The organism is Streptomyces sp. NPDC090445, from assembly GCF_044769385.1.
Classification (GTDB): domain Bacteria; phylum Actinomycetota; class Actinomycetes; order Streptomycetales; family Streptomycetaceae; genus Streptomyces.
Window position 1 is genome coordinate 14,817 of sequence record NZ_JBIVXV010000023.1, and the last position, 12,463, is coordinate 27,279.

A 12,463-nucleotide genomic window follows, 5' to 3' on the forward strand; every position below is an offset into this window, starting at 1 on the left:
GCCACCACCCCCGAAACCGCCGGGTGCTCCCCGAAACCGCCGGGTGCTCCCCAAGCCGACGGGCCGACAAGCCGACGCTCAACGAGTGCCTCGGGCCGGGGGAGTACCGGCCCGCCCCCGCAGGGCCGCCTCCAGCCGGGCGATGTCCTCGGCGTCCTTCGCCCGGCGCGGCCGGCCCGGAACCCAGACCGGCGTCATGCGCTTGATCTCGATCTGGGCGCCGGGACTGATGATCCCGCACCGCAGATCCCCGATACGGCCGACGGAACCGTCGAGCATGCCCTCGGGCCACAGCTCCCCGGCCCAGGGGCCACCGGCGACGACAGCGCGCCCGTACCGGTCCCTGTCCAGGAGGGCGAAGCTGCTCTCCACGCCCTCCTTGGAGAAGTCGGCCTGCTGGCCGGGAGGCGGCCCGGGCACCGGCTGCCAGCCGGAACGCATCAGGGCGTCGGCCAGGGCAGCGGCGTCCCCCGTCCACGCGAACCAGTCGATGTCCTCGTGGTCACGCGTGACCTCGCCGATGAAGAAGTCCATGGCCCAACCCCCACGGAGCCGTACCTCCACGCCGAGAGCCTTCGCGAGGTCCACCGTCTCGCCGATCAGCCGAAGCTGCCGGGCACTGCGTTCCCTGTCCACAGCCGTGCAGGCTACGCGGCAATCCGAGCCACGGCAGTTCGATTTCCGAGAACGCACGGGCCGAGCCGGCGCACGCGATCCGCCGGTTCACACGACGGGCTCGCCGATGCCCAGCAGGTTGCCCTCGCTGTCACGGAACCAGGCGGCGCGTTCGCCCCGCGCGCCCTTGCTCGGATAGTTCCCGTCGATCTCGGCGATGCCGTCCTTCGTGCGGAACCCGGGGACATCGACGTCCTCGAACACCACGCCGCGCTGCCTGAGCGCGGACACGACCGCCTCCAGGTCGTCGACCTGCCACCCCATCTGGGTGAACGTGCCGGGGGAGGCCCCCGTCGACGCGAACACGGCGAACTCCGTGCCCCCGCACCGGTACAACAGCCCGCCGGGCCGTTCGTCGACGGGTTCCAGCCCGAGCTGCTCGGCGTAGAAACGCCGGGCCCGGTCCAGATCCTGGGCAGGCAGCCGGGTCGCCACACGACCTCGGGCCAGAAGGTTGCCGTTCTCCGCGCTCATGCCCCCACTGTGCCAACCCGCACCCGAAGGGCCCGGCAACAGGCGCGCCGGTGACAATCGGCAGTGTGACGAAGATCAGCGAATGGGTGTACGAGGGCACGGAGCTGGCCTGGCTCCAGGAACGGCTGGGCCGGGCCGAGCCCGGTCCGGGGCACCTGGTGTCCGAGCTCGTGCCGAGCGGGTTCGAGGCGTACGTACGGATCTTTCACCGTTTCGAGGCCACGGACGGATCGGGCCGCAGCCTCAGGTGGCGGGCACGGGCGGAGACCGCCGGTGTCGCCTTCCACGCCGAGCTGTCGCACTGGTCGCTGCGGGACCACGGGGACTCGAACCCGGGCGGTCCGTTGTGGCTGACCGAGGCGGGGGCCCTCGATGACCACAGCCGACAGGCACTGGCTCGCGTCCTCGCCGGGGTCGCCGGCGACCAGGCCGTCTGGTTTGCCTATGATCTCGCGGCGCTCTGCTGGGGTGAGGAGGAACCGCTCGTACGCCGTTCCCCGCTGGCCCACCTGGAGGCGGTCCGGGAAGCAGTGGCGGACAGGGTGGGGACCAGCGGCCCGGAGTTCTGGTGGCCGCAGGACCGCAGTTGGGTGGTCACCTCCGACTACGACCTGGTGTCCACCTACGTCGGCTGCTCGGCGGAGACCGCCGAGCAGCTCTTGGAAGACGAGGTGCTGGAGGCCCTGCCCGTCACCCCTCGGACCCGCGTCGACTGGTACGCCGACCACGTGACGCCACCGCACGGGACCCGGTGACGTCCACCGCCGGGCGGGAACGCAACGGCCGTGCGCGGCGACGGCGGGCCGGGCTGCGCTACAGCTCCGGCCGAGCGCGTCGGCTGCGAGCCGCATCGGGTGCCGGGAGCCGCCACTGCCGGCCCAGGGGCGCGAGGGCCAGCAGCAGCAACAGCCCGCCGAGGGGGAGGAGATCCAGGCTCGTCGCCGTCACGGCAATGCCCGCGACCACCACGAGCGGCCGCCACGCCGCTATCCGCCGCAGGACCGCCAGTTGGGCCGTGAGCAGGACCAGGCCCACGTAGAAGAGCAGCGGGCCGACGCTGTAGACGGCGGCCGTCACCCCCGGGTGGCTCCTGACGCCGTCGAACATGGCGTTCATGGCCTCCCGGTCCGCGCAGAGGACGCCGACCACCAGGTCGATCACGGTCTGCGCCGTCGCCGCTGCCGCGCCGAGCAGACCCGCGGCGGTCGCGGCGCCGGCGAGCAGGCGTGCCGCCGGCCCGCGCCCGGCCGCGGCCCACCGCCGCAGGCGCCACATCACCGGCACGAAGGCCAGTACGGCCGCCAGCAGCGCGAGATGGCCGAGGCTCCAGGCAGGGCCGGGGCCGTGCGTGGGATCCGTGAGGCGGATGATTCCGTAGGCCGTCATGCAGAGCGGGCCGACGGTGAAACAAGTCCACTGGCGGGTCGTGTTCGACATGGCATGATCATGCTCGTGCGGGTGCCCCGGGGCCCTCGGGGAAGCCCCTGACGCACCCCTGAAACACCCCCGACCCCACGTGCGGGACCGGCCCGGAGGCCGGGTCAGTGCGTGTCGGCCGGGACGGGGGAGAGGCGGTAGGTGCCCTGGTGGGAGACGATACGGCCGGCGGTGGGCGGTGCGAAGTGAGTGCCCAGGATCAAGGCGTCCGTGTCGGCGAGTGAGCCGAGCAGGGTGCGGCGCGAAGCCTCCGACTGCTCGGGGTCGATGTCGACGCAGGCGCCGATCGAAGGGTGGGCGAGCTGGACGGGGTGGTGGATGCAGTCGCCGGTGATAAGGGCGGTCCGGCCGCGGCTGGTCAGCTCGACGGCGACGTGGCCGGGGGTGTGGCCGGGGGTGGGGACCAGGCGTACGTTCGGGGCGATGGCGGCGCCCCCGGAGGGGACGTCGACCAGGTCCAGCAGGCCCGCCTCCTCCACCGGAATCACGGAGTCCAGGAACATCTGCCTGCGCGCCTCCTCCATGTCGTATCCGGCCCAGAACTCCCTCTCGGTGCGGGAGGTGACGTAGCGGGCGTTGGGGAACGTGGGGACCCACTCTCCGTTCGCCTCGCGCGTGTTCCAGCCGACGTGGTCGGCGTGCAGGTGCGTCAGGATCACCAGGTCGACCGATTCCGGGGGGAAGCCGGCGGAGGCGAGGCGCTCAAGGTAGTCGGTGTCCAGGTTGTGCCAGGCGGGGTTGGCCCGCTCCTTGCCGTTGCCGATGCCGGTGTCCACCAGGACGCGGAGCCCGCCGACGGTGAACGCGAAGGTGTGGCTGTGGAGGTGCAGAACGCCCTGGTCGTCGGCGAAGTGGGGGCGCAGCCAGTCCTGTTCGGCGACGACCGCGGGGGTGGCGTCCGGCAGCAGCCACGGACCGGTGGCGGGCGGCAGGAGGATCTCGTCGATGCGCCGGACGGTGACGTCGCCCACGGCCCAGGCGGGGACGGCGGTGGTCGGGCGGGTGGCGTGCGGAATGCTCATGGCGGTTCGTTTTCCCGGTTTCGTTGCGGAAGGCTGCGGAAGGTCGGCCGGTTCGGTCAGGCGACGCCGTCGGGAGTGCCCCGGGCCTCCCTGCCCCGGGCCTCCCTGCCCCGGGCCTCCCTGTGCCGCGCGGCGGCGAGGGCTCCCGGCGCGGCGACGGCGAGCAGGGCGGCGGCGAGGGCGTAGGCGTGGGTGGCGGTGGCCAGCCCGTACTGCCGGGTGGCGGCGCCCGCCGCGATGGCGGGCAGGCTCATGGAGAGGTAGCTGAGGACGTAGGAGGCGGCCAGGGTGGCCGCCCGGTCGCCTGCGGGGAGCCCGGCGAGCGTCATGCGCAACGCCCCTTGGGAGACGGCGCCGAAGGCGACTCCGGCCAGGGCCGCTCCACCGTGGACGGCGGGCAGTCCGGCGCCGTGCAGACCGGCCAGCGCCAGGGCCCCGGCGGGTACGACGGCCAGGCTGCCGCCGGTGACGGCGGCGTACGGGGCCGTCCGCCGCAGCAGCCACACCGTGACCGTGGCCGCCGCGGTGAGCGTGAGGAAGACCGTGCCGCCGGCCGCCTGCGGGGCGGCGGGGGCCACGAGCCGGACGAGGGCCGGGCCGAGGGACGAGTAGAAGCCGCCCAGTGCCCAGACGGCGACGACAGCGGTGCCGGCCGCCAGGAGGGCGCGGCGTGCCGACGGCGGCAGGGCGAGCCGCGGGCGCAGGGCGCGCAGGGCCCCGGCGTGCGGGCGGGCCGTCTCCGCGGTGAAGGCGACCGCGACCGCCTGGGCGGCGAAGAGCACCGCCGGCAGCGCGTACACGCCGACCGCGGGGGCGGGGGAGAAGCGGACGAGGAGCGTGGAGGCCAGGACCCCGGCGGCCATGCCCGCCACCGGGGCGATGCTGTTGGTGAGGGCGGACCGTCCCGGACGCAGGGGATCCTCCAGGTCGAGGAGGGCCGCTCCCGCGGCGCTGGTGGCCGCGCCGGTGGCCGCGCCCTGCAGGATCCGGGCGGTGATCAGCGTGGCGGCGCCGTCCGCCGAGGCCAGCAGCACCATGGACCCGGCCTCCAGGGCCAGGGCGCCGGCCAGGACGGGGCGCCGCCCCAGGTGGTCGGAGAGGGATCCGGTGGTGAGCAGGGCCAGCAGCAGCGTCAGGGAGTAGGCGCTGAAGACCAAGGTGATGGTGAGCGCGGACAGGCCCCAGGCGTCCTGGTAGTGGGGGTAGAGCGGGGTGGGCGCGCTGGATGCCGCGAGGAGGGTGGCCAGGATCGAGGCGTTCAGGGCGAAGGACGCGGTGCGGCGGCTCGTGCCCGTACGGACGGCTCGGCGGGGGTGTGGGGCAGGTGCGCGTGGTGCAACGGCGGTCACGGACAGGCTCCTTGACGCTTAACGCAATTGGTTTGCGTTAAGCACCGTAGCCCCCTACAGTCACCTAACGCAAACCCTTAGCTTTAGGTGTCCTGGGGTGCTCCGCCGCTCCAGCCCCGAGAAGGGAAGTCCATGTCCACCACCGACCACACACCGCCGGAAGCGGCCCGGTGGGCCGCCCGCGCCGGGCTCCCGCTGCCCGCCGACCGCCATGCCGCGGTCGCGGCCGTCGCCGATCACATCCACTCCGTCGTCGCGGTCCTGCGGGAGCTGGACTTCGGCGACACCCCGCCCGCCCCCGCCTACCGCGCGGAACAGGAGCAGCCCGATGCGGCCGTATGAACTCACCCTCACCGCGGCCGCCGACGCGATCCGCACGCGGCAGCTGTCCCCCGTCGAGCTGACGGACTCCGTCCTGGAGCGCATCGAACAGGTGGAGCCGCACCTCCGGGCGTACGTCACCGTCACGGCCGAGCGTGCCCGCAGGGGCGCGCGCGAAGCCGAACGCGATATCGCGGCCGGCGCCTACCGAGGCCCGCTGGACGGCATCCCGATGGCCCTGAAGGACCTGATCGACGTGGGCGGCACCGCGACCTCGGCCAGCTCCCGGGTCCGCGCCGACCACCGCGCGGAGACCGACAGCACGGTCGCCGCACGCCTGACGGCGGCCGGCGCGATCCTGCTCGGCAAGACGCACACCCACGAGTTCGCGTACGGCCTGACCACCCCGCAGACCCGCAACGCCCGCGTCCCCGACCGGATCGCCGGCGGGTCGAGCGGCGGATCCGCCGTCGCCGTGGCATCGGGCACCGCCACCTTCGCCCTGGGCACCGACACCGGCGGGTCGATCCGGGTGCCCGCCGCGCTCAACGGCGTCGTCGGCCTCAAACCGACCTACGGCCTCGTCCCCCGCCACGGCGTCACGCCCCTGTCCTGGTCACTGGACCACGTCGGCCCGATCACCCGCACCGTCCAGGACGCCGCCCTGGTCCTGAACGCACTCGCCGGCCACGACCCGCGCGACCCCGCCTCACTCCCCACGCCCGCCGACGCCGACTACCGGCCCGCCGACGGCGCGAGCCTCGCAGGGCTGCGGATCGGCGTGCCGCGCACCTACTACTTCGACCACGTCCACCCCGAGGTCGAAGCCGCCGTCCGGCGCGCCATCGACCGGCTCCAGGACCTCGGCGCGCGCCTGGTCGACGTCGAGATCCCCATGGCCCGCTACATCCGGGCCACCCAATGGGGCCTGATGGTGCCCGAGGCCACCGCCTACCACGAAGGCACCCTGCGCACGGTCCCCGAGCTGTACCAGGACGACGTCCGCGTCCTCCTGGAGGCCGGCGCACTGATGCCCGCCGTGGACTACCTGCGCGCCCAGCGCTCCCGCACCCTCATGCGGCAGGAGTGGTCCCGCATGCTGCAGGACGTCGACCTGATCGCCGCCCCCGCCGTCCCGGCGACCGCCGTGAAGGCCGGACAGGAGACGATCACCTGGGCCGACGGCACCGTCGAAGGCGTCGCCGACGCTTACGTGCGCCTCTCGTCGCCTGCCGACATCACCGGAATACCGTCCCTGTCCGTACCGGTCGGCCACGACGCGGCAGGCCTGCCGATCGGCATGCAGCTCCTGGGGCGGCCCCTCGGCGAGAGCGTGCTCTTCCGTGTCGGCCACGCCTACGAGCAGTCCCGGGACGCCTGCGGCGTCGCGCACGCCGCGTGAACGGGCGCCCGGCCCGGCCGGACCGTCCCGGCCGGGCCGCGCGCCCACCGCAGCTCACTAGAAGCAACGATTTCGCGTTAAGGTGGAGGGCGTGAGCAGGCAGATGGTGCGCCCCGGCGGGCGCAGCGCCAGAGTCCAGGCATCGGTGCACGCCGCGGTACGCGAACTCACCGCGGAGGTGGGCCGCGACGCCCTGACGGTACCGCTGATCGCCCAGCGGGCGGGCGTGACCCCGTCGACGGTCTACCGCCGCTGGGGAGACCTGCAGGAGCTGCTGTCGGACGTGGCCGTCGAGCGGCTGCGGCCCGACACCGCACCCAAGGACCGCGGCACCCTCTCGGCCGACCTGACGGCCTGGGCCGAGCAGTTCCTCGACGAGATGGCCTCGCCCACCGGCCGTGCCTACATCCGCGACGCCCTGCTCGGCGACCCGGACGGCGACAACGCCGGCCAGTGCTCCGCCTACGCCGCCGAGCACATCGGCGTCATCCTCACCCGCGCGACCGGACGCGGGGAACAGGCGCCCGATGTCGAAACGGTCATCGACCACGTCGTCGCCCCCCTGATGTACCGCATCCTCTTCCGCCCGCACGGGCTCGACACCGCGTACGCGCGCGCCCTCGTGACAGCGGTCCTCGGCCCGGCCGACCGGTAAAGCGGCTCCCCTCCGGTCCCCGAGCCGGGACCCGGGACCCGGGGGCGGCGGAGGTCCGCGCAGTGGGCGCCATGCGGAGGCGCGTCGGCGTGTGCGGCGCGGATGAGGCCTTTCCCGACCGTAGGTTTCGCTACCAGGTTCTGTGGGCGGCTGCGGCAGGGAAGAGGTGCTGGCGATGGACGGCAGGCAGATCATCACCGTGTTCGGCGCGACGGGCCATCAGGGCGGGGCCGTGGCCCGCGCCGTCCTGGAGGACAAGGACAGCGGCTTCGCGGTGCGGGCGGTGACCCGCAGGCCGGATTCGGACCGGGCGAGAGAGCTGGAACGGCTCGGCGCGGAGGTCGTCCGCGCCGACATCGACGACGAGGCGAGCCTGCAGCCGGCCCTGGAAGGCGCCTACGGCGCCTTCCTGGTGACCAACTTCTGGGAGGACATGTCCGCCGCCCACGAGCAGGCGCAGGCGCAGGCCCTGGCCCGGGCGGCGGGACACGCCGGAGTGCAGCACGCGATCTGGTCCACACTGGAGGACACCCGCGCGTGCATTCCGCTCGACGACGACCGGATGCCCACGCTGCAGGGCTCGTACAAGGTGCCGCACTTCGACGCCAAGGCGGAAGCCGACCACTTCTTCACCGACGCCGTCGTTCCCACCACCTTCCTGCGAGCCACGTTCTACTGGGAGAACCTGCTGTCGATGTTCGGCCCGCAGCGGGCCGAGGACGGCACCTTCGAACTCATCTACCCCATGGGCGACAGCAGGCTCTCCGGCATCGCCGTCGACGACATCGGCAATACCGCCCTGGCCATCTTCAAAGGCGGCACCGACTTCATCGCCGCCACGATCAGCATCGCCGGCGAGCACCTGCCCGTCGCCGACATGGCCGCCGCCATGACCGACGTACTCGGACAGCCGGTGCGCTACCGGCCCCTGACGCCGGACGCCTTCCGCGCCCTCGGATTCCCCGGCGCGGACGAGGCCGGCAACATGTTCCAGTACTACGCCGACTGCGAGCACGCCTTCACCGCCGCCCGCGACCTCGATGCCGTCCGCGCCCTCCACCCCGGCCTCCAGGACTTCCGGACCTGGCTGACCGCGCACCGCGACGACTTCCACCTGGCCTGACGCGCACCTTTCCCAGGGACACAGACAACCGGAGCGCCTAATTCCGCCACCGCGGTCCTTCCGCGATGATGAGCGCCCGTCACCCCGGGCGGAAAGGAGCGGAACATGGCCTCGCTGTGGTCAGGGCAGGGCGTACTCCGTCGCAAACCGATCGAGCACATCGAAGAGCCCGAAGGCCCACCCAGTGAGCAGCTCACCCGGACCCTCGGTCTGTGGCAGCTCACCGCCATCGGCGTCGGCGGCATCATCGGCGCCGGCATCTTCACGCTCGCCGGGACGGTCGCCAACAGCGTGGCGGGACCGGCAGTGCTGCTCTCCTTCCTCATCGCCGGTGTGGCCAGCGCCGCGGCAGCGTTCTCGTACGCGGAGTTCGCCGGCATGATCCCGAAGGCCGGCTCCGCCTACACCTACGGGTACGCCGTCCTCGGCGAGCTGGCCGGCTGGTTCATCGGGTGGGACCTGCTGCTGGAGTACACGGCCATCGTCGCCGTGGTCGCCATCGGCATCTCCGGATACTTCAACTTCCTCCTGGAGGAGACGGGCGCCGCCCTGCCCACCTGGATGCTCGGCGCCCCGGGCACCGGCGAAGGCCACCGCTTCGACCTCATCGCGGCCATCCTCTGCCTGTTCACGGCCTACTTGCTCAACCTCGGCATGAAGAGCGCGGCCCGCTTCGAGACGGTCGTCGTCGCCCTCAAGGTGCTGGTCGTACTGCTGGTCATCGTCGTCGGCTTCTTCCACATCAACACCGACAACTACACGCCCTTCTTCCCGTTCGGCGTGGGCGGCGCCTTCACCGGCGCGGCCACGGTCTTCTTCGCCGTCTTCGGCTACGACGCGATGAGCACGGCGGCGGAGGAGTCCAAGGACGCGCAGCGGCACATGCCCCGGGCGATCATCTACTCCCTCGCCATCGCCATGGTGCTGTACGTACTCGCCTGCCTGGTCCTGACCGGCATGCAGAGCTACACGGAGATCGACCCGGAGAGCGGCTTCTCCAGCGCCTTCAAGGCGGTCGGACTGCCCGTGGTCGCCGACATCATCGCGGTCGGGGCGATCATCGGCATCCTCACGGTGATGTTCACGTTCATGCTCGGCGTGACCCGCGTGTGGTTCTCCATGAGCCGTGACGGGCTGCTGCCCCACTGGTTCGCCAAGACCCACCCGACCCGGCACGTCCCGACCCGCGTCACCTGGATCGTCGGCGTCGCCTCCGCCGTCATCGCGGGCTTCGTGCCGATCGGCGAGGCGGCGGAACTCACCAACATCGGGATCCTGCTCGCCTTCGCCGTCGTGTGCACCGCCGTCATCGTGCTCCACTACCGGCGCCCCGACCTGCACCGCGCCTTCCGCACCCCGCTCATGCCCTTCACCCCCGCGGTCGGCGTCATCGCCTCGATCTGGCTCATCACCTACCTGCGCGTGGAGACGTGGCTCCGCTTCCTGGTCTGGTTCCTCATCGGGCTGGTCATCTACTTCGGCTACTCCTACCACCACTCCAAGCTGGCCCAACGCACCCCGGACACCACCGCGGGCGGAGGCCCGCCGACGTAGACCGCCGAAGTAGACCGCCGACGCAGACCGGCAACCGTCCCCGCGAACTGCCGGCCCTGCTTGCCCTCGTTGTTGCCTTGCAGGGTGAGCGTGCCGCCACGGACAACCCCTGGCGAAACGTCACCAACGTCGCAATGACGGGAGCGGACGGCCCTCAACTCGCCCCGCAGGGGCGAGGTTTGCCGTGCCGAACCCTTGCCCCGCCGACGAGGTTCGCGAATGATGCTCCGGGCGTGCGCCGCCCCGTGGCGGGCGGCGCTCGTATGCCGCCCCCCACCCCTGGCCAGGAGGCCCGCTGTGCGGATGAATCGTCACATCCGGAGATCGCTCATAGTCGCCGGTGCCTCGCTCACCCTGCTCGTCGGCGTCGCCCAGACCGCGTTCGCGGCGCCGCCCTCCGCACTGCCCGTCAACGCCGAGCCGATGGAGCTGAACTTCCAGCCCGCCTACGACTACGACACCGACGGCTGCTACCCGACCCCCGCGATAGGCGCGAACGGCGCCCTGAACGGCGGCCTCAACCCCACCGGAGCCCTCAACGGCAACTGCCGGGACGCCTCGGACCTCGACAACACCAACGGATACTCACGCGCGACCTGCAACAACGGCTGGTGCGCCGTGATGTACGCGCTGTACTTCGAGAAGGACCAGGCCCTCCCCGGTGTCAGCCTCGGCGGCCACCGCCACGACTGGGAACACGTCGTGGTGTGGATCCAGAACAACGAGGCGAAGTACGTCGCGACCTCCGCCCACGGCGACTTCACCATCCACACCCGCGACCAGATCCGCTGGAACGGCACCCACCCCAAGATCGTCTACCACAAGGACGGCGTCAGCACACACTGCTTCCGCGCCGCGAACAACAACGACGACCCCCCGGAGAACCACAAGCGGGCCTGGCAGTTCCCCGCACTCGTCGGCTGGTCGGGCTACCCCCCGACCCTGCGCGACAAGCTCAGCCAGGCCGACTTCGGCAGCGCGCACTTCGGCCTGAAGGACGGGTCCTTCCCGTCGCACCTGGCCGAGGCCAAGCCGGCCGGCATCCCCTTCGACCCGTACCGGTAACCGCGGCCCCGGTCAGGCGTGCGGTGCCCGTCGGGCCGGGGTGCCGGCGTCGGCGTACCGCAGCAGCGCCCCGATGCCCCCGACCAGCCGCAGTTCGTCCTCGTCCTCCGGTACGACGACCAGCTCGGCTGCGGTGCCGACGAGGGCCCGCAGCAGGGCCTCGTCGGCGGTTTCCTCGCGGGGCGCCCGCACCCCGCAGGAGAGCAGTTCCTCCTCGGTCAGGGCGAGCTGGGTGGGCAGCGGGCCGGTCCACAGCCGCGGCGCGGGAGCGGGCGGACCGTTCAGCAGCAGCGCCGAGACCTGGCCGCGCTGCAGGGCGGCGACAACGGCCGCCAGCCCCTCGGCCACGGGCCCGCCGAGGGCCCGGCGGCCGATGAAGATGTTGGCCAGGTCCCGGTCGTGCGCGGCCATCCGGCCGCGGAACACGCTCCCGAGCTGCGGTTCGAGCAGCGCCCGCCGGGTGTCCGTCGCGGTCGTGCCCCCGACCCGTACGACCTTGTCGCGCAGGGCGTGCGGCAGCCGCCGGACCAGGACGTTGCCCGCCCAGGCGTCCCCGGCGACGACGACGGTGTCGGCGTGCGTCCGCCGCGCCCACGCGTCCAGCTCCTGACCCAGCCGGACGGCGCTGTGGTGCCAGCCGGCGACCGCCACCCTCCGGTACAGCCGCTCACCCGGGGTCACGGCGGACACCGGCCAGGTGCCGGACTCCGCTTCCACCCGCACCCAGCCGTGCGTTCCGGCCGTCGGCAGCCCCGCGTAGTGCACCGCCACCGCCAGGTAGGGGATCTCCGGCACATGCTGGCTGACCAGCGGCATCGCATCCGGCAGGGTGCTGTAACGGGCCGAATCACGGGCGGGCGGGGCGGGCAGCTCCCCGTCCAGGACGAGCGAGCCGTGGGCCGCGAAGATCGCCTGCCCGTGTGTTCCGGGCACGTCCGCATCCGCCCCGACCGCGTCCTCCAGTACGCCGAGCAGTGCCCGGTCCGCACCCTGCCGGGTCAGGGCGTCACGCAGGCGGCGCCAGCGCAGGGCGATGGCCCGGTCGGGCTGGTCGACGTCCCGCGAGGTGTCCAGGTACACCGAGGCGAACGGGCCGGACTCCGTGTACAGGGGTTCCAGGAAAGACAGCCTCATCGCTCACCACCGTTCCCGGGCACCTCTTCCCTTCCGATGATGCGCGCGTGGACGCAACCGGCGCAGCCGTCGGCGGCGCAGCGCCCGCCGAGACCCGGGCGGGGTATCCGCGGCTCAGCACCGGACCGTAGTCAAGGCTCAATCCGAGGAGGTGACGAGTGCCGCGTCAGGCAATGGGAGGCGGCCCGGCCCTCGACGGCGGTGATCCGGGTCGACCGCGGTGACACGTGTCGATCGTGCGACGACTCCAGC

General features: G+C 72.6%; 13 protein-coding genes. 7 read left to right on the plus strand and 6 right to left on the minus strand.

Annotated elements, in window-relative coordinates; all coding sequences use genetic code 11:
- Positions 1–78: 78 nt before the first annotated feature.
- Positions 79–636, minus strand: a complete 558-nt coding sequence (locus tag ACIQUT_RS30670) for a nucleotidyltransferase domain-containing protein (protein WP_403567608.1) — start codon at positions 634–636, stop codon at positions 79–81.
- 87 nt (positions 637–723) lie between these two features.
- Positions 724–1,149, minus strand: a complete 426-nt coding sequence (locus ACIQUT_RS30675) for a VOC family protein (protein WP_403567610.1) — start codon at positions 1,147–1,149, stop codon at positions 724–726.
- 65 nt (positions 1,150–1,214) lie between these two features.
- On the opposite strand from ACIQUT_RS30675, the gene ACIQUT_RS30680 reads away from it, so the two are divergent.
- Positions 1,215–1,904: a hypothetical protein gene (locus ACIQUT_RS30680; RefSeq protein WP_403567612.1), complete on the plus strand. Its 690-nt coding sequence runs from the start codon at positions 1,215–1,217 to the stop codon at positions 1,902–1,904.
- 58 nt (positions 1,905–1,962) lie between these two features.
- On the opposite strand, the gene ACIQUT_RS30685 is transcribed toward ACIQUT_RS30680, so the two are convergent.
- The 3 genes from ACIQUT_RS30685 to ACIQUT_RS30695 all read right to left on the minus strand — a co-directional run bounded on the left by ACIQUT_RS30685 (position 1,963) and on the right by ACIQUT_RS30695 (position 4,957).
- Entirely contained in the window at positions 1,963–2,586 is a 624-nt protein-coding gene (locus ACIQUT_RS30685; protein WP_403567614.1) for a hypothetical protein, read from the minus strand.
- 104 nt (positions 2,587–2,690) lie between these two features.
- Positions 2,691–3,608 (minus strand): MBL fold metallo-hydrolase, encoded by a 918-nt coding sequence (locus ACIQUT_RS30690; protein WP_403567615.1) that lies wholly within the window; start codon positions 3,606–3,608, stop codon positions 2,691–2,693.
- Between the two features lie 56 nt (positions 3,609–3,664).
- The gene (locus ACIQUT_RS30695; protein WP_403567617.1) at positions 3,665–4,957 is read right to left on the minus strand and encodes an MFS transporter; all 1,293 of its coding nucleotides are present in this window, start codon (positions 4,955–4,957) and stop codon (positions 3,665–3,667) included.
- Positions 4,958–5,089: 132 nt separating this feature from the next.
- Between ACIQUT_RS30695 and ACIQUT_RS30700 the strand changes: the two genes are divergently transcribed.
- From ACIQUT_RS30700 to ACIQUT_RS30725, 6 genes are all read left to right on the plus strand, one after another.
- A complete protein-coding gene (locus ACIQUT_RS30700; protein ID WP_403567618.1) occupies positions 5,090–5,299 on the plus strand; it encodes a hypothetical protein in 210 nt (69 codons plus the stop codon).
- Positions 5,286–6,680 (plus strand): amidase, encoded by a 1,395-nt coding sequence (locus ACIQUT_RS30705; protein ID WP_403567620.1) that lies wholly within the window; start codon positions 5,286–5,288, stop codon positions 6,678–6,680. Before ACIQUT_RS30700 ends, ACIQUT_RS30705 begins: the two co-directional genes overlap by 14 nt.
- Positions 6,681–6,783: 103 nt before the next feature.
- Positions 6,784–7,335, plus strand: coding sequence for a TetR/AcrR family transcriptional regulator (locus tag ACIQUT_RS30710; protein ID WP_403567771.1), 552 nt, complete (start codon positions 6,784–6,786; stop codon positions 7,333–7,335).
- Between the two features lie 175 nt (positions 7,336–7,510).
- Positions 7,511–8,458: an NmrA/HSCARG family protein gene (locus tag ACIQUT_RS30715; protein ID WP_403567622.1), complete on the plus strand. Its 948-nt coding sequence runs from the start codon at positions 7,511–7,513 to the stop codon at positions 8,456–8,458.
- Positions 8,459–8,563: 105 nt separating this feature from the next.
- Positions 8,564–10,012 (plus strand): amino acid permease, encoded by a 1,449-nt coding sequence (locus tag ACIQUT_RS30720; RefSeq protein ID WP_403567624.1) that lies wholly within the window; start codon positions 8,564–8,566, stop codon positions 10,010–10,012.
- A 303-nt stretch (positions 10,013–10,315) separates the two neighbouring features.
- A complete protein-coding gene (locus ACIQUT_RS30725; RefSeq protein ID WP_403567626.1) occupies positions 10,316–11,077 on the plus strand; it encodes an NPP1 family protein in 762 nt (253 codons plus the stop codon).
- A gap of 12 nt (positions 11,078–11,089) precedes the next feature.
- Here the strand turns inward: ACIQUT_RS30725 and ACIQUT_RS30730 are convergent, their stop codons facing one another.
- Positions 11,090–12,211 carry a hypothetical protein gene (locus ACIQUT_RS30730; protein ID WP_403567628.1) on the minus strand — a complete coding sequence of 374 codons (1,122 nt, stop codon included), beginning with the start codon at positions 12,209–12,211 and terminating at the stop codon, positions 11,090–11,092.
- Positions 12,212–12,463: the final 252 nt, after the last annotated feature.